This window comes from Pigmentiphaga litoralis (assembly GCF_014651835.1).
In the GTDB taxonomy this organism is placed as follows: domain Bacteria; phylum Pseudomonadota; class Gammaproteobacteria; order Burkholderiales; family Burkholderiaceae_B; genus Pigmentiphaga; species Pigmentiphaga litoralis.
In genome coordinates this window covers 378456-395111 of record NZ_BMXQ01000001.1, presented here as the reverse complement: position 1 = coordinate 395111, position 16656 = coordinate 378456, and the positions used below count along the sequence as shown (strand labels likewise).

Annotated in this window: 13 protein-coding genes, 2 tRNA genes and 1 pseudogene; 7 read left to right on the top strand and 9 right to left on the bottom strand. The window is 63.3% G+C overall.

Annotation, left to right across the window (positions count from 1 at the left end; genetic code table 11):
- Window position 1: 1 nt before the first annotated feature.
- The 8 genes and pseudogenes from IE116_RS01615 to IE116_RS01580 form a co-directional block, all read right to left on the bottom strand.
- The gene (locus IE116_RS01615) at window positions 2-970 is read right to left on the bottom strand and encodes a Bug family tripartite tricarboxylate transporter substrate binding protein (RefSeq protein ID WP_189609195.1); all 969 of its coding nucleotides are present in this window, start codon (window positions 968-970) and stop codon (window positions 2-4) included.
- A gap of 141 nt (window positions 971-1111) precedes the next feature.
- Window positions 1112-2527, bottom strand: a complete 1416-nt coding sequence (locus tag IE116_RS01610) for a malonyl-CoA decarboxylase domain-containing protein (protein WP_189614385.1) — start codon at window positions 2525-2527, stop codon at window positions 1112-1114.
- A gap of 69 nt (window positions 2528-2596) precedes the next feature.
- Window positions 2597-3255, bottom strand: a pseudogene (locus IE116_RS01605) (GntR family transcriptional regulator).
- A gap of 119 nt (window positions 3256-3374) precedes the next feature.
- Window positions 3375-3818 (bottom strand): acyl-CoA thioesterase, encoded by a 444-nt coding sequence (locus tag IE116_RS01600; protein ID WP_189609193.1) that lies wholly within the window; start codon window positions 3816-3818, stop codon window positions 3375-3377.
- A gap of 59 nt (window positions 3819-3877) precedes the next feature.
- Window positions 3878-5593, bottom strand: coding sequence for an ABC transporter permease (locus IE116_RS01595; RefSeq protein WP_189609191.1), 1716 nt, complete (start codon window positions 5591-5593; stop codon window positions 3878-3880).
- Window positions 5593-6561 (bottom strand): ABC transporter substrate-binding protein, encoded by a 969-nt coding sequence (locus IE116_RS01590; protein WP_189609188.1) that lies wholly within the window; start codon window positions 6559-6561, stop codon window positions 5593-5595. Before IE116_RS01590 ends, IE116_RS01595 begins: the two co-directional genes overlap by 1 nt.
- 92 nt (window positions 6562-6653) lie before the next feature.
- Complete coding sequence (locus IE116_RS01585) at window positions 6654-7742, bottom strand: ABC transporter ATP-binding protein (protein ID WP_189609186.1); 1089 nt, start codon at window positions 7740-7742, stop codon at window positions 6654-6656.
- Window positions 7743-7922: 180 nt separating this feature from the next.
- A complete protein-coding gene (locus tag IE116_RS01580; protein WP_189609184.1) occupies window positions 7923-9311 on the bottom strand; it encodes a dihydrolipoyl dehydrogenase in 1389 nt (462 codons plus the stop codon).
- 314 nt (window positions 9312-9625) lie between these two features.
- Between IE116_RS01580 and IE116_RS01575 the strand changes: the two genes are divergently transcribed.
- Window positions 9626-9701: transfer RNA gene (locus tag IE116_RS01575), tRNA-Gly, on the top strand.
- 132 nt (window positions 9702-9833) lie between these two features.
- Window positions 9834-9909: transfer RNA gene (locus IE116_RS01570), tRNA-Gly, on the top strand.
- A 530-nt stretch (window positions 9910-10439) separates the two neighbouring features.
- Here IE116_RS01570 and IE116_RS01565 read toward each other — a convergent pair.
- Complete coding sequence (locus IE116_RS01565; RefSeq protein WP_189609183.1) at window positions 10440-11411, bottom strand: LysR family transcriptional regulator; 972 nt, start codon at window positions 11409-11411, stop codon at window positions 10440-10442.
- A 105-nt stretch (window positions 11412-11516) separates the two neighbouring features.
- Between IE116_RS01565 and IE116_RS01560 the strand changes: the two genes are divergently transcribed.
- The 5 genes from IE116_RS01560 (at window position 11517) to IE116_RS01540 (ending at window position 16543) form a co-directional block, all read left to right on the top strand.
- A complete protein-coding gene (locus IE116_RS01560; protein ID WP_229827949.1) occupies window positions 11517-12590 on the top strand; it encodes a TauD/TfdA family dioxygenase in 1074 nt (357 codons plus the stop codon).
- A gap of 49 nt (window positions 12591-12639) precedes the next feature.
- Window positions 12640-13617: a Bug family tripartite tricarboxylate transporter substrate binding protein gene (locus IE116_RS01555; RefSeq protein ID WP_189609181.1), complete on the top strand. Its 978-nt coding sequence runs from the start codon at window positions 12640-12642 to the stop codon at window positions 13615-13617.
- A gap of 404 nt (window positions 13618-14021) precedes the next feature.
- Entirely contained in the window at window positions 14022-15095 is a 1074-nt protein-coding gene (locus IE116_RS01550; protein ID WP_189609179.1) for a chemotaxis protein CheB, read from the top strand.
- Between the two features lie 81 nt (window positions 15096-15176).
- Window positions 15177-15479, top strand: coding sequence for an ArsR/SmtB family transcription factor (locus IE116_RS01545; RefSeq protein ID WP_189609177.1), 303 nt, complete (start codon window positions 15177-15179; stop codon window positions 15477-15479).
- Window positions 15480-15568: 89 nt separating this feature from the next.
- Window positions 15569-16543 carry a zinc-dependent alcohol dehydrogenase family protein gene (locus tag IE116_RS01540; RefSeq protein ID WP_189609175.1) on the top strand — a complete coding sequence of 325 codons (975 nt, stop codon included), beginning with the start codon at window positions 15569-15571 and terminating at the stop codon, window positions 16541-16543.
- Window positions 16544-16656 lie beyond the last annotated feature (113 nt).

The following is a 16656-nucleotide window of genomic DNA, read 5'->3' as shown; positions in this document are numbered from 1 at the left end:
GTCAGTCCGCCTTCACGCCGGCGTCTTGCGACACCTTGCGCCAGCGCTGCACTTCGCTTTGCAGATAGCTTGCGAATTCCGGCTGCGTATAGCGCGGCGTGTCGGAACCGTTGGCCAGCCAGGTCTTTTTCAGTTCCGGCGAATCGAGCGCCTTGCGCAGCTCGGCGCCCATGCGGTCGACGGCTTCTTTCGGTGTGCCCTTGGGTGCGAAGATGCCATACCAGGTCGACACTTCGTAGCCCGGCAGGCCCGCCTCGGTCGCGGTGGGGATATCGGGAAAGGCCGCCGAGCGCTGCGGCGCCGCCACCGCAATCGCCTTGATCTTGCCACTGCGTATGTGCTGCGCACTGGACCCCAGGCCGTCGAACGCCACGTTGACCTGGTCGCCCATCAGCGCCAGCAGCATCGGACCCGCTCCGGTGTACGGCACGTGCGCCATGTCGGTCTTGGATTGCAGCTTGAACAATTCGCCTGCCAGGTGGTGCGTCGTGCCATTGCCCGCGGAACCGAAGTTCAGCTTGCCCGAATTGCTCCGCGCATAGGCCACCATGCCTTTCAGATCCTTGAATGACGCCGCCGGACTGGCGACGATGACTTGCGGGGGCTGCGCAACCACGGTCACGGGAATGAAGTCCTTTTCAATGTCGTAGCTCAGCCCTTTGTAGAACGACGGCGCGATCGCGTGGTGCGCGCTGCCCATGAAGAACGTGTAGCCATCGGGCGCAGCGCGCGCCGCGATCGCAGCGCCCACTGTGCCCCCTGCCCCGCCGCGGTTGTCGACCACCACGGTTTGTCCCAGCTGGGCCGAGAGCTGCTGCGCCAGCGGCCGCGCAAAGGTATCGGTGCCGCCGCCAGCGGGAAAAGGAACGATCAGCACGACCGGTTTGGAAGGCCAGGCATCGGCAGCAAAGGCCGGCCCCGCGCAGGCCAGACCGGCCAGTACTGCAACTACCGTAAAGCGTCGCGCCATGAGTGTCTCCTCGATGTCATCGGGTGGATGTCGGGCTGGCTATGCCGCCAGTTTCCCTGTTGTCGTACTGCTTGGTTGATGCGTCGTCTTGGTTGATGCGTCGTCTTGGTTGTTGCGTCGTTCGTGCGTGCGTTGTCACGTTCACAGCAAACGGGCGATCGCCCGGCTCATCTCCGGTTTACCGTAACCGAGTTTGCTCAGGTTTGCATCCAATTCGTCCAGGTCATACAGATAGTTGACCATCATGGAGCAGGATTGGGCCTTTCCCTTCTTGGAAAGGTCGGCGCCCCACACCAGACGTTCGATCCGCGCGCCGTTGCCCAGGTGAAAGCGGGCCACCGGGTCCACCGGTTGACCGCCCGGGTTGCCATGGACCAGGTAGTGCGCGGCAAGCCGAAGGCCCAGGGCCTGCGTCTCGGCATCGTCGTCCTGCTGCAGGCGCGTCAGCACCTGGGCGCCGGTCACCGCGGCGGTGTCAACTTGCGTATCGGACGGCTTGCGGCGTTTGTCGGTGATGTCGGCCAGGCGCGGGGGCGGCAACTTCTTGAGCCAGTCGGCAAAGCCCGGAATCGGCGACAAGGTCGCAAATTTCTTGACCTTCGGCAGGTCGCGGTTGAGCTCGTCGATCACCCGCTTGAGCAGGAAGTTGCCGAAGCTGACACCGCGCAGGCCGGCCTGCGTGTTCGAGATCGAATAAAAGATGGCCCAACGCGCCTTGTCCAGATCTTCGAGCGGCGCCGACTCATCCAGCAGGCTCTGGACACTGTCGGCCATCTCTGCGCAGAACGCCACTTCCACGAAGATCAAGGGTTCATTCGGGATCTGCGGATGAAAGAAGGCGTAGCAGCGGCGATCGGAATCCAGGCGATTGCGCAGATCGGTCCACGACGAGATCTCGTGCACCGCTTCGTAGATCATCAGCTTTTCAAGCAAGGAGGCCGGCGAGTCCCACGTCATGCGTTGCAGCTCGAGCAGGCCGACATCGAACCAGTGCGACAGCAATTCCTGCAGGTCCGCATCCAGCGGCGCGATACCCGGCAGGGCCTTGCGCCAGTGCAGCAAGTCGGCGCGCAGGCCGAGCAGGAAACGCAGTCCATCGGGCAAGCCATTGAGCCGCTTGAAGAAACGGACACGCCCGTCGCTCAGTATCTTGGCCAGCGCCGCGCCTTCAGGCGCCGGGCCGGGTGCGGCCGGCGGGGTGTTCGCCATTTCGGTCAGCACTTCGATCATGGCGCGCCGGTGCACTGCGTCGGCCGCCTGATACTGCTCCTGCCATGCCAGCGCCGACCGGTTGGCCGCGACATCGGTCAGGCGCGCCTGGAAACACGGGCGCAGCAGGTTGCGCCAGCGCGTCAGGTGACGGGCAGCGACCGTGGGCGGGGCGGCCACATCCGCCTTGGCCGCTCCGTCGGGCTTGGCGCTGTCCTTCTTGCCCCACCACTTGCCCCACCGCGCCAGGATCGATTGCGGCGACGGGTCGGGGCCCGGCAGGTTGGCCGACGGACGGCTGTCGGTGTCGCCGGATGCGTCGCGCACGTTCTCGCTATCGCGGGACATGTCCAGGGATTCGTTGGCACTCATGACAGGCTCTCTCGAAAAAAGGATGGGAGGGACGGGGTGTCGGCTTCAGGCGCTGCGCGGCAACGACGCCATCAGGTCGGCGAAACGCTGGCCTTGCACGACCACATGCGCGCGGGCGCGTTCGGCACTGGTTTCCGCGTCGCCGGCAAGCAGCGCATCGACCAGGCCGCCGTGTTCGTCGTACGAGGTGGCAATGCGATCGCGCACCCGCAACTGCAGACGTCGATACGGCGCCAGGCGGCGATGCAGCTTGATGGCTTCTTCGGCCAGGAAATCGTTGTGACTGCCCAGGTAGACGGCGCGGTGAAAAGCTTCGTTGAGGTAGTAGTAGGCGTCGGTGTCGCCCGCATCGCGCGATGCCTTGCAGGCTTCATGCGCGGCCTGCAGCGCAGCCTGTTCCGGCGCGCTCATGCGACGGGCGGCCAACCGGGCGCACATGGCTTCCATTTCGGCCATGACCTCGAACATTTCGACCAGGCGATGCGGCCCGATCTGCGCCACCAGCGCGCTGCGCCGAGGCCGCATGTCGACCAGGCCGGCAGACGCCAGCTGGATCAGCGCTTCGCGGATCGGCGTGCGCGACACGCCAAGCGCTGCGCCAGGATCGTTTCGTCCAGCGCGTCGCCCGGCGACAGTTCACCAACGGCGATCAGTTCCTCGATCGTCTCGCGCAGGCTTGCAGCGCGATTCTTTTCGACCAGCATGGGGCACCACCGCGTCTATCCAGTGGGCAGATATTTCCACAAAGCCGTCATGTATACAAGAACTTTGTTGTCGTACACAAAATGGCCGATATCGTGGAACGGGCGTGATTTCGCTGTGTTCAGAGCGGCCCGTTACGATGCAGCGTTTGCAGCAGGACCCTCGTTTCAGTCGGGATCGCGGCGGGCGTCTGCGTCGCACGCTCGACGTACACGTGGACATAGTGGCCCTGCGCCGACGCCTGCACCTCATCGTTGCGGAATACACCCAGTTCGTAGCGCACGCTGCTGTTGCCCAGATGCGCGACGCGCATGCCGATGGTGACGCGGTCGGGATAGCTGATCGACCGGTAGTACTGGCACTGGGTCTCGACCACCAGGCCGACGACGGGTGACGCGGCGATGTCGAGCACCCCGGCATCAAGCATGTGGCGATTCACGGCCGTGTCGAAAAACGAGTAATAGACGACGTTGTTCACATGGCCATAACCATCGTTATCGCTCCAGCGCGTTTCCATCTCCAGGAAATGCACATAGTCGTCGCGTTGGGTGGGCGTGGCTTTCATGGGGCACCTTGAGGGCGGCGCGGCGGGGGCCGCCGCGCCGGGTTAGACACCCCGTCACTCTATCGGGCGGCGCGCCGCTGCGTCCAGAGCGTGACCGTAAGCATCAGCGACGTGGTGACCAGCACGGTCACCACACTCATGGCCATGCCCTGCCCGACCGATCCTTGCTCGAACTGCCGCCAGATGAACAAGGACACCGTCTGCACCCCCGTGGGCGCCAGCAGCAACGAGGCGACAAGTTCCCGCGACGCCACAGCAAACACCAGCAGCATGGCCGCGAGCAGCGACGGCGCGAGCAAGGGCAACAGGATGCGGACCAGGGCCGTCACTGCGCCCGCGCCATGCACGCGGGCGGCGGCTTCGAGACTGTCGCCGATCTGCTGCAGGGCTGCCTGCGCGTAACGCACGGGGTACGGCAGCAGCAGGCAGCAGTAGGCCAGCAGCAAAATGCCCCAAGTGTTGTACGGCGTGACGGGCCACCACTTCTGGTTCCACGCCAGGATGAGGCCCACCCCCACCACGATGCCGGGCAAGGTGTTGGGCAACATGGCCAGGGCGTCCAGCAGGACGCGTCCGCGGGTCCGGGTCTTGACGACGCAATAGGCCACGAGCAGGCCCAGCACACCGGTCAGCAACGCGGCGCCAAGGCCCAGCGCCAGGCTGGTGCCGAGCGCCTGCATGGCGTCCCCACCCGTCTGCGCGATGGCGCGAAAGTGCACCCATGACAGATTGGACACCGCCAGCCCGCCTGACAGGGTCCGACTGAATGCGGTGGCGACAATGGCGCACAAAGGAGCGACGGTGGCCACCAGGGCCACCATGGCGAACAGTGCCGTCACCGGCACCCGCCACGGACCCAGGGCCCGCAGTTCGACATCGATCGGCTTGCCGGTTGCGGTTTCGAAGGTGCGCCCACGCATCAGGCGGCGCTGGAACAGGAAGGCCATCATGGCCAGCGCGACCAGAATCAAGGACAGCGTCGACGCGCCAGGCAGGTCGATGGGCCACTCGGAAAAGCGCCGTTCAATGCCCGTGACCAGCACAAAGAAGCCGTCGTTGGCAGCCAGTGCGGCAGGCGTGCCGTATTCTTCGATCGCCATCGCAAACACCAGCAACAGGCTGGCGGCGATGCCCGGGGTGGCCAGCGGCAGGCTGATGCGCCAGAAACAGCGCCACGCCCCGCCACCGCACACCCGTCCGACGTCGGCCAATCGCGAGCCCGACGCGGCCATGCCGCGGGACACCGCGAAGTACACGACGGGCAGCACGTTCAGCGTCATCACAAACACGACGCCGCCAAACGAAAACAGCAGCGGCCCGGCGTGCACGCCGACCAGTTGCTGCACATAGCCACGCGGCTGCAGCAGCATGATCCAGCCCAGTGCCGCAATGTATGGCGGGATCATGAAAGGCACCAGCAGCACCACATCCCACACCCGTGCGAACGGCACGTTGAACAGGCCGCGCAAGGTACCGAGCGGGATGCCGATCAATGCCGCCAGCGCCACCACGCACGCGCCAAGTTTGAGCGTGTTCAACGTGAGGTCGAGCAGGGCCGGATCGCCCAGGGTTCGGCCGATGTGGCCGAACGGCTCGGTAAAGCGTCCCTGCGCCAGCGCCGGAAAGACGGCCTGCAGAAAGACGAAGGCGAGCGGCAGGGCCACCAGCACCGCCAACGCGGCGATGGTGGTGCCCGTCAGGCCGATGCTTGCGCGGGTTGCAGTTGCCCGGGTTGCGGTCGTCCGGGTTGCAGTTGCCCGGGTTGCAGTCGCCATTACTTGCGTTGATAGAGCGTCGAGAAGCGCTCGAGCAGCGCCTGGCGGCCCGCACGATCGGCGTCATTTTCAGGCGGCAGGGCCTTGATGTCCTTGATGCCGGGGCGGCGTGACGGCACGTCGGTGCGCGCAGGAATCAGGAACGTCGCGGCAACGCGAGCCTGGCCTTCGTTCGACAACACGAAGTCAATGAAACGCTTCGCGTCAGCAGCGGCCTGGCTGGACTTCAGGATCATCATGGGACGCGCGGCGATCACGGTGCCGCTGCTTGGAAAGATGACTTCGATCGCTTCACCCGACGCCTGGCTGCCAAGCGCCACGTAGTCGACCGCGCCAAACACCGCAGCCTTGGCGCCTTGCAGCACCGGGTTCATGGCCTGCGCGTTCGGGCCGGCGATGGCCATGCCGTTGGTCTTCAGTGCACTGAACAGCTTCCACGCGGTCTCGCTTTGCGCCGCCTGCATGCCCGAGAGCAGTTCAAGCGCCGTGCCCGACTGCGCCGGGTCAGGCATGTTGACCTTGTCCTTGAACGCGGGCTGCGTCAGGTCATTCCAATCCTTGGGGCGCGGCGTGCCGCTTTGGGTGTTCCATACGATGGCCAGCGCCGACAGGCCCTGGGCAACATAGCTCGGGCCTTTATAGGCCGCAGGCACGGTTGCCGCGTTCGGGCTCACGTACAGGAGCAGCCAGCCGCGCTTGTCCAGGTCCAGCGCGCTGTCCCACGATGCCGAGATCACGATGTCCGCACGCGGGTTGCCGGCTTCGGCTTCCAGGCGGGCCATGACCTTGCCGGTGTCGGCCTGGAACACATCGACGGTAATGCCGGTGGATTTCTTGAAGTCATCCGCCAACTGCTTGGCCAGTCCGGCAGGGCCGGCGGTGTAGACAGTCAATGCCTGGGCGGCGGGACTGAGAAAGACGGCGCCCAGGGTCAGGCACAGGCCGAGCACGGAGTTGCGGGTTTGCATGGGTTATCCAGATGAAAGGAAAGAGGTCGTGGACTGGCGGGCAACCCGACAGGGCATGGCGTGCCACCCCGGCCGGGTCTCCCTGTGCTGGCTCAGGCAGCCAGCGGGAACCACCGCAGGCGCGTCCAATCGAGTTCGAGCCCGATCGGCGCATGCAGCGGCAATCTTGCGTGGGTCAGCAAAGAGAGTTCGAAGCCCCCGTTTTCCGGACCGACACGCACGGTCGTCGCGTAGTGGCCGCTGCGATAGCGTTGCGCCACGACCGTGCCGCGCAAGGGCGCCGCATCGGCCGGCCGCAGGGCCGAATGGGGAATGAAGAGATGGCCGGGGCCGGGGGCATGCGCGTGATCGAGCCCACCCGCGTGGTGCGGCGAGACCAGATCGATGCCCTGCCCCAGCCGCCATCCCGTGTCGGTCCGCTCGCCTGCCGCAACGGCGCCCAGCTTGAGGAATTCCGCGACCGCCAGGGATGCCGGGTCGCCCATCAGGGCGTCTGGTGACGCCATCTGCTGAATGCGCCCGCCGCGCATCACGGCCACGGTATCGGCCAGCGTGAAGGCCTCTTCATGGTCATGCGTGACATAGACGGCGGTGGTGCCCAGCTCGCGCAGCAATGCGCCGATCTCGCCGCACAAGGATTCGCGCAGGTCGCGGTCCAGATTGGACAGCGGCTCATCGAACAACAACAGTTGAGGACGCGCGACGATCGCGCGCGCCAGGGCCACGCGCTGCTGTTGCCCGCCCGACAGGCTGCCGGGCTGCCGCGCGTCATACCCGCCCAGGCCAACCAGGTCCAGCGCGTGGGCGACACGGGTGGTGGCTTCGCGCCGGCCCACACCCCGCATTTCCAGCGGGAAGGCCACATTGCGGCCGACCGTCATGTGGGGCCACAACGCGTAGTCCTGGAACACCATGCCCAGGCCGCGCTTTTCGGGCGGCAGAAAATGGTTGCCATCGACAACGGTTTGCCCGCCGATGGCAATGCGGCCTTCGGTCGGCCGCATCAGCCCGGCCAGCAGCTTCAGCAGCGTGGTCTTGCCGCAGCCGGACGGCCCGAGCAACGCAAGCACGTGGCCCGCAGGCACGTCGAGGTCGACCCGGTCAAGGACGGTGTGGGAACCGAAACGCTGCACCAGGCCGGCGATCGAAACGGCGGCGCCGGTGGAAGAGGAAACAGGCATTGGGGCAGCAGTCAGGCGATCGGTCAAAGGGCGAAGACATCGGCGAAGGAAGGCTCATAGTCGGGCCGGGTTGCTGCCGTCGTTGGAAATAACGATGCCAGCACGGCGGCCTGATGAGCAGGCGCAGAGTCTAAGACGATCAGATGACGGTTCCATGACGGACGAGGGGTGATCGGTGTATCAGCCCTTCACTTTCGACTCGGCATCGCGAAACGCGTCGCGCACGCCCTCTTCGATCACCGGGTGATACACCGGCATCTGCAAGATCGTTGCCACCGTCAACTTCTGCTGCACGGCCCAGGCCAGCAGGTGAGCGACATGTTCAGCCGCAGGGCACAGGCCTTCTGCTCCAAGGAAACGCCCGGTCCTGCGGTCCGCATACACCCGCAGCAGCCCTTCGTTCTTAAGCATGACGCGGCTGCGTCCCTGGTCCTTGAACGAGATCTCGCCGATCACGATCGCCTTCTCATCCAGGTCGGAAAAACGCTCGCCCACCATCAGCAAGGCGGGATCGCTGAACACGATCGCCAGTGGCGCCCGGCGCAAGCCCGGCTTCACGTCAGGAAAACACGCGGCGTTGCGGCCGGCGATGCGGCCTTCGTCGATGGCTTCATGCAGCACCGGGGGATCCGTGTCGTTGTCACCCGCAACGAACAGCGGAAGCTTGCCGACCTGCATCGTGCGCCGGTTGTAGGACGGGATGCCCTTGTCGTCCAGCCTGGCCCGCGTCATCTCCAAGCCCAGCTGCCTGACGTTCTGCGACCGGCCGATCGCCACCAGCACGAAGTCGAAGCTCTCGGTGGTTTTCCTTCCATTGGACTTCTTGAAGGTGATATCGACCGAGTCGCCATTACGGGTCTTTTCCATTACCTGGGCATCGGCATCCAGTGCAAACGCCTGGCCGAATAGCGAACATGCTTCGGCAATCACCGCCGGGTCGGTCAGGGGGCCGATCTTGCCGCCTTCGCCGAACATGCGGACCCGAACGCCAAGGCGTTGCAAGGCCTGCCCCAGCTCCAGCCCGATCACACCGGTGCCAAACACGGCAACGCTGCCGGGCAGATCCTTCCAGTCGAACACATCGTCATTGGTCACGGCCCGGTCGCCGAGCGCCTTGAAGTCGTCGGGAATGATGGACGACGAACCCGTGGCCAAGACCACTGCCCGCGCCTGGATCTCGCTATGCCCGTCGATGCTGAGCGTGTCATGCGATACGAAGCGCGCATGCCCGTGCACCTTGCGAGAGGCAGGAATCCTGTCAACCTCTTCCACCGCCAATGCCACGAAACGATCACGCTCCTTGCGCAGCCGGTTCATGACGGCCACCCCGTCGACCTCGACCCGCGACGTCCGCACGCCAAACGCATCGGCACGCCGTACCGCATCGGCCGCGTCCGCCGCGGCGATCAGCAGCTTGGACGGCATGCACCCCACCCGCGCGCACGTCGTCCCGTACGGCCCGCTTTCAACCAGGATGACATTGGCCCCCTCTTCCCGGGCCGCCCGGAACGCAGACATGCCAGCCGTTCCCGCGCCGACGACCACCACATCCGCTTTCCGTCGTTTCATGCCTTGCCTTGAAAATTGTTGTCCATGACCGCAGTGTCCCGGAGAGCCGCCAGGACGTCCAACCCAAGGTGCAAGCAATTTTCTCTGCGTGTGAAAGTGCGCGTGGGAGGCCGTGAATGTTGGCAAATCATCGTCATGCGTTTGACACGCATATTTTCGATTTGCTATAGTCTTGTTCTCGCAACGACGCGGACATAACTGCAGCGCAAGCAGCGGTGACACAAAGCGGTTGTTGAAGCAGTGCGCGCAGGCGGTACGTGTGCAGAAGTACAGTCAGCTAGCACAGCAAGGAAGTACAGCAACAAGTAACCCAAGCGGGAGTAGCTCAGTTGGTAGAGCGCAACCTTGCCAAGGTTGAGGTCGCGAGTTCGAGCCTCGTCTCCCGCTCCATATTCAAGTCACTTCGGTTCACATCGTGGTGGCAGCGGTAAAGCAGCAGATCATGCAGTCATGCAACGGTGTGGCAACCCTTGTTGATCTGGATGCGGCAGTACCACCGTCCTGAACGCAAGTTCACGACATGCGGGAGTAGCTCAGTTGGTAGAGCGCAACCTTGCCAAGGTTGAGGTCGCGAGTTCGAGCCTCGTCTCCCGCTCCAATTTATGATCTGCAGACTTCCATTGGCGTCTGTAGTCATTGAAAAAAAGGAGCTTCGGCTCCTTTTTTTCATTTCAGCGAAAGCCACTGGGGATCCGCCGACAGCCTGCGTTGCCGAGGCCAACAACCAGGCCAAAGAATGCGGGCGGTTTACACCGACGGCCTCGGCCTGGTGGTCGCCCCTAGCGGCGGGAAGTCGTGGCACACGCCCTACTACCGGCTCGGCAGGCAATAGCGCATCTCGCCGGGCAACGACCCCGCGGCCTCCCTGCACGAAGCGCCTAGCTGCGCGACGAAGTGCGGGCACTCCTGGCCAAGGGTTTCAACCCGCATACCCACCGCAAACAGAAGCGGCAGATCCTGCGCAGGCCTTCACCACCGCAGAAAAGCTCCGCACTTGGCCTAACTTGATGTTCTGCTATGCCTAGGTCATCGGCCGGGGCTGGAAGTCAACGCGGCGGCCGAGGGCGGTGTCTGAAATATCAGCGCGAGGCACGAGCACTGCGGCGAGGGGACCTCGGACCACGGTGCCTACTCCTGCGCGCCGCCGTTGCGGAACTTCTTCATCTCCGGCCATCCGAAGGCGATTTCCATGTCTCTGTCCGCCTTTATCGCGCCCAGCGATTCTGTCATGGCTTCCAGAAAGGCGCTCGCCGCGGGTGAGAGCGAACGTCCCTTCTTCTTGACGGCGAAGAGCTCCCTTTGAAGAGCGGGCCTGCTCAGCCTGGCGTAGACCAGGCCAGAGGAGACCAGCGGCTGGGCCGCAAGCGCGGGCAGGGCGGCATAGCCGAATCCCTTTTCCAGCAAAGGGAGCAGCGACGGCATGGATCCGACTTCATAGGCAGGCGCCTTGAACTCGGCGGCGATCCTGGGATGCTGGTCTATCAGTTCGCGGATGCCGTTCGATCTGTGCAGTCCCACCATCCGATGCCCGGACAGCCGGTTCCAGGAAAGCGGCGAACCTTCCAGGCGCAACTCGTGGTCTTTGCTGAAGACCGCTCCATAGGTGTCTCTGAGGATAAGCGAGGCATCCAACTCCGGCACTTTCGAGAACAGCGTGGTCACGCCAAAGTCGGCCTCGCCGGAGGCCAGCAGGCGGCACACGCCCTCGGTGGTCTCTTCCCGCAGGCGCACGCTGACTCCCGGGTAGCTGTTCGCCATCCGGATCATCGCCGGCGTCAATACATAGTTGATGAAAGACGCGGCAGCAGCGACGACGGCGGTCCCGCGCTGGCGCTGGGCCGTCATTTTCATTTCGTCGAGCGCCTCTGCCAGATCGCGCAGCATGCGGTCGGCAGCCGGCAGAAATTTCGCGCCCTGCAGGGTCAGTCCGACCGTTCGCGTGGAGCGGTCGAACAGCCGCATGCCGATCTCTTCCTCGAGAATCCGGATCGATGAGGTCAGAGTGGACTGCGTGACATGCAGCTTCTCGCCCGCCCGAGTGAAGCTGCCTTCCTGAGCGACGGCGACAAAAGCCCGAAGCTGTTTAAGGGTGATATTCATCTATCGCTCGAATCAATAAACACATTGAAATTATTCGTTGGGCAGATTTCTCATTGAACGCTAAATTGTCGCGAAACACCAATCTCATATGTGGGGAGACAATCAATGACGCAGCACGCAATGGACCGGATCGCCGTTCCGCGGAGTATTGGCGGACCTGCCGCCTGGCGCGGCAGCGACATGGCGCAATCGAGCGATTGGATCGAAGTCTTGAATGAAACGGAGATTGCCGAGATCGAGCAGGCGACCCGGGCGTTCCAAGCCTCGGGCCTGGGTTTTGACAACATCAGCGAAGAAACCTATCCCCTCCCGGGGCTGGGGCCGCGGCTGAAATCAATTCTGCGCGATGTGCTGGATGGGCGGGGCTTCGTGTTGCTACGCGGGTTCCCGGTAGACCGCTACACGATGGAGCAAAAGGCAATCGCCTACCTTGCCATCGGCTCATACCTGGGCAGCTTTTGCTCCCAGAACGCGGCGGGCCATCTGCTTGGCCACGTGAGAGACACGGGCGCCGACATCAAAAAGCCCAAGACACGGTTCTACCAAACCAACCGCGGGCTTGAGTACCACACTGACTCCTGCGATATCGTTGGCCTGATGTGTCTGAAGCGCTCGAAGTCCGGCGGCGAGAGCAGAATCGTCAGCTCGGTAAGCGTGTACAACGAAATGATGAAGCAGCGTCCCGATCTTGCCGCACAGCTCTTCCATCCTTTTCCGACCGACAGGCGCGGGGAAGTGCCTGAGGGCGGAAATCCCTGGTTTGATGTTCCTGTATTTAATTGGTACGCCGGCCAATTGACGACCATATTCGTCGGCCAATACATCCGCAGTGCCCAGCTCAACTTTCCCGAGGCACGCCGGCTGACGGAAGCGGAGATCGAGGCGTTGGAGTTCATGGACAAGCTGACAAACGATCCTGCCTTGTGCCTTGAAATGGAGTTTCTGCCGGGCGACATGCAGTTTCTCCACAACCATCAGATCCTCCATTCGCGCACCGATTACGAAGATTGGCCAGAGCCGGAGAACAAGCGCCACCTCCTGCGTTTGTGGCTTGCCCCCAAAGAAGGCAGACCGCTTCCCGACTCATTCGCCGCACGATATGGTTCCGTGACGCCCGGGAGCCGCGGCGGCGTCATCGTCCAAGGCACCAGACTGCATTTCGCCCTCGATCCCGCTTGAGGGGCCATCGTGGCCAACGCAGGCATAGATCAATACGTGGAGAGTGGGTATGAATCGTAGGCAATTTCTGTACGCCGCCGCTGCCCTCGGTGCAGCGGCCGCCGGCAACGGAGCGCAGGCCGCGCAGTGGCCAGAGCAACCGTTGAAGATCGTCAACCCCTATCCACCGGGCGGCATCGTCGATATCTTGGCCAGGACGCTCGCGGAGCAACTTGCGGCAAGGTTGGGCAAGCCGGTCATCGTGGAGAACCGGCCCGGCGCGGGCGGCAACATAGGCACTGCCATGGTGGCCAGGGCCAGAGGCGACTTACATACCTTGCTGCTTGGCGCAAGCGGTCCGCTCGCCATCAGCTCGTCGCTTTATTCCGACCTGGGGTACGACAGCATGCGCGACTTCAGCCCGATCACCTTGCTGGCGTCCACTCCCCTGGTCCTTGTCGCGTCTCAGCGGACCGGCATTCGCACGCAAGCGGAGTTGGTCAAGCTGATGCGCGACTCGACCACGCCACTTTTCTTCGGTTCGGCCGGCGCGGGGACGCCGCAGCATCTGGCTGGAGAGCTGTTCAAACAGAAGAGCGGCATGAACGCCACGCATGTGCCATACAAGGGCGGGGCACCGGTCATTGCCGCCCTGCTCGGTGGCGAGGTCGCCTATGCGTTCGAGAACCTGATTCTCGTCGAGCCGCACATCGCGTCGGGCAAACTGACGGCGCTGGCTGTTACCAGCCCGACACGCGTTACCCGTTTGCCTGACTTGCCTACCGTGGCGGAGAATGGCCTGAACGGCTTCGAGGCTCGAGGCTGGTATGGCTTGCTCGCTCCCGCGGGTTTCCCGCAGCAAATCATCGACCGCCTCGTCAAGGAAACGATGGCTATCGCCGGGCAGCCGAAATTCAGGCAGATGCTCGCGACGTTTGGCTCCGCCGATGTCGCGCAGGGGCCGGAAAAGTTGTCCAAGCTAATAGAGGAAGACACCCAAAAATGGGGTGCCATCATCCGAGCGGGCAATATCAAGTTGGATGCCTAGCCAGGGTGGGTAGCATTTACGAGTTCGAGCCTCGTCTCCCGCTCCACATTCAGTAGAAAAAGGGAAGCTGTCCGCAGCTTCCCTTTTTTTCGTCTGGCCAATGTGCGCACCGTCGTGTTGGCAGAGCACGCGCCAGCGCATCCCTGAGCGCCACTCCGAACGCCATTCCTCACCGCCATCCCGCTCCACTGCAAGCAGCCACGCCGCAGCCATGGCAGAGTCAGCCTTACTCGTTGCCTTGGTGCAGCGCTGAGCAGGCGCAATCGCTTGCCCCCACTCACACGCACCTCACATGAGCCAGCCAGCCTGCATCGATGCGGGTCGCTTCTAAAATTGCACGTTCGCACCGGTTCGCGGCGCAAAAATTGCTTGCTGCATTCGGTACGACTGAATGACGAGTGACTATGACCCCTTCCCTTCGATGCATCGTAATTGGCGCGTCCGCCGGCGGCGTGGATGCCCTTCTGAAGATAGCCTCGCAGCTAGCGCCTGACTTTCCGGCGCCCATCCTTTGCGTGCAGCACATTGGCGCCCATCGCAGCCGCCTGGCGCAGTTGATCAATGCCAAGGGACCGAACCGCGCCGTGACGGCGGTCGATGGCATGGCGCCCCTTCCCGGCACCATCTACGTGGCGCCGTCCGACCGACATCTGATCATGGATGACGAAGGCGTGATCCGAATTTCCGCGGCAGCAAAGGAACACCATGCCCGTCCAGCGATCGACCCGCTTTTCCGCTCCGCCGCCCTCGCCTTCGGCCCCCGTGTTATTGGCGTCGTGCTTACCGGCCTGCTCGATGACGCGACCGCCGGCCTGCGAGCCATCAAACAGCTGGGCGGCACCGCCGTGGTCCAGGATCCGACCGATGCCTACGCGCCAAGCATGCCCGAGAGCGCGATCGCCAACGTGGACGTCGACCACATTGTGCCGATCGAGGCCATGGGCGGCCTGCTGCACCGGCTTGCCCAGAAGCCCGCGCCCGACCTCACCCTCGATGAACTCGACGACATACGTCAACGCATCGAATACGAGCACTCCATTGGTATGAAGCCCCCGACCTTGAAAAAACTCAAGTCGATCGGCGAGCCGTCGACCTTCACCTGTCCCGACTGCGGCGGCGTCCTGTTCGAGCTGCACGACAAACAGCCCGTCCGCTACCGCTGCCACACCGGCCATGCCTTCAGCCTGCGCACCCTTGCGTACACGCAGGAACAGATCACCGATCAGGCGCTGTGGACCAGCCTGCGATCCCTGCAGGAAAAGGAATCCATCTTGCGCCGTCTGGCAGAAACCGGCGACGGCAGCCCTGGCGAGCTGTCACAGGACGCATTACGCGAAGCCGATCAGCTGGCGGCCGCGGCAACGACCCTACGAAGGTTGGTGGAAGATGCGCCCCGCCCGCAAAGTTTTGACGAGCCCACCGGGCAGGCCACGGCCGGATACGGAGAAGGTGACGCAGAGGGCAAGGAGCGGGGCTAGAGGAATCAGCAGGTCGTCCATCATCCGGACCGTGGATGCGGTTTGTATTGACATATCGGTAAATCTCGATATCATGGAGCCATGGACCTGATCGAAATATTCAAAGCCCTGTCCAACCCTACGCGTCTTCAGATACTGAAAGGGTTGAAGGATCCCGCCAGGAACTTCCCTCCCCAGGATGAGGGCGACGTGCTCACGGTGGGCGTTTGCGTCAGCAGCATCCAGGAAGGCATTGGACTATCGCAGTCAACGGTATCCAGTTATCTGGCCACGCTGCAACGCGTGGGCCTGGTCGAAGTCAGGCGGATCGGTCAGTGGACCTACTACAAGCGGAACGAAGCAACCATCAGCGCGCTTGCCGACATCATAGGAAAAGAGCTCTAACCGCTTCAGTCCGTTTCTTCACCCGTGTTTTTTTCATCTTATATATCGAGATAATTCGATATTCCTTTTTATCGATACAAGGATGCATCATGAAAGCAATGGTACTCACCTCATTTGGCGGCCCGGAATCGTTTGAACTGCGCGAGGTGCCCAAGCCTGTGCCCCAGACAGGACAGGTCCTGGTCCGTGTGCACGCAACCTCCATCAACCCGCTGGATTTCCAGATCCGCCGCGGCGACTATCCCGACCTGGTGCCCCTGCCGGCCATTACCGGCCACGATGTGTCCGGCGTGGTCGAAGCCATCGGACCGGGCGTGACACACTTCGCCCCCGGAGACGAAGTCTGGTACACGCCGCAAATCTTCATCGGGCCCGGCAGTTACGCCGAATACCACGTCGCGTCCGAAAGCATCATCGGAAAGAAACCCGCCTCGCTCAGCCATCTTGAAGCGGCAAGCCTGACCCTGGTCGGCGGCACGGTGTGGGAAGCGCTGATCGTACGTGCCGCGCTCAGGGTCGGCGAACGCATCCTGATCCACGGCGGCGCGGGCGGCGTCGGTCATGTGGCGATCCAGTTGGCAAAAGCCATGGGAGCACAAGTGTTCACGACGGTGCGCGAGGAGAACTTCGAGTTCGCACGAAGCTTGGGCGCCGACGTGGTCATCGACTACACCAAGGAAGATTATATCGACGCCGTCATGCGGGAGACCGGCGGCCGCGGCGTTGATGTGGTGTTCGACACCATCGGCGGCGACACCTTGTCGCGCAGCCCCGACGCACTGGCACAGCTAGGCCGCGTCGTCACCATCGTGGACATTGCACAGCCACAAAACCTGGTTCAAGCCTGGGGCAAGAACGCGAGCTACCACTTCATTTTCACCAGACAGAACCGCGGCAAGCTCGATGACCTGAGTGCGGTGATTGCGCAAGGTCGGCTGCGTCCCCATGTCGGTGCCGTGTATTCGCTTGCCGACATCCCGCTCGCCCACGCCCGGCTGCAGAGTCCCGACAACGGGCTTCGAGGAAAGATTGCGATCGCGGTGGACCCGTCGCTGATGCCTTGATGGGCGGACAGCTTAGGGGGGCAGACAGTTCAGGGGGCGGACTGATTGTGTTGAGTCCTTGGCGTGCTGGCGATGCATTGCGCATCGCCAGCACGCGACATAAGCACGAAGTG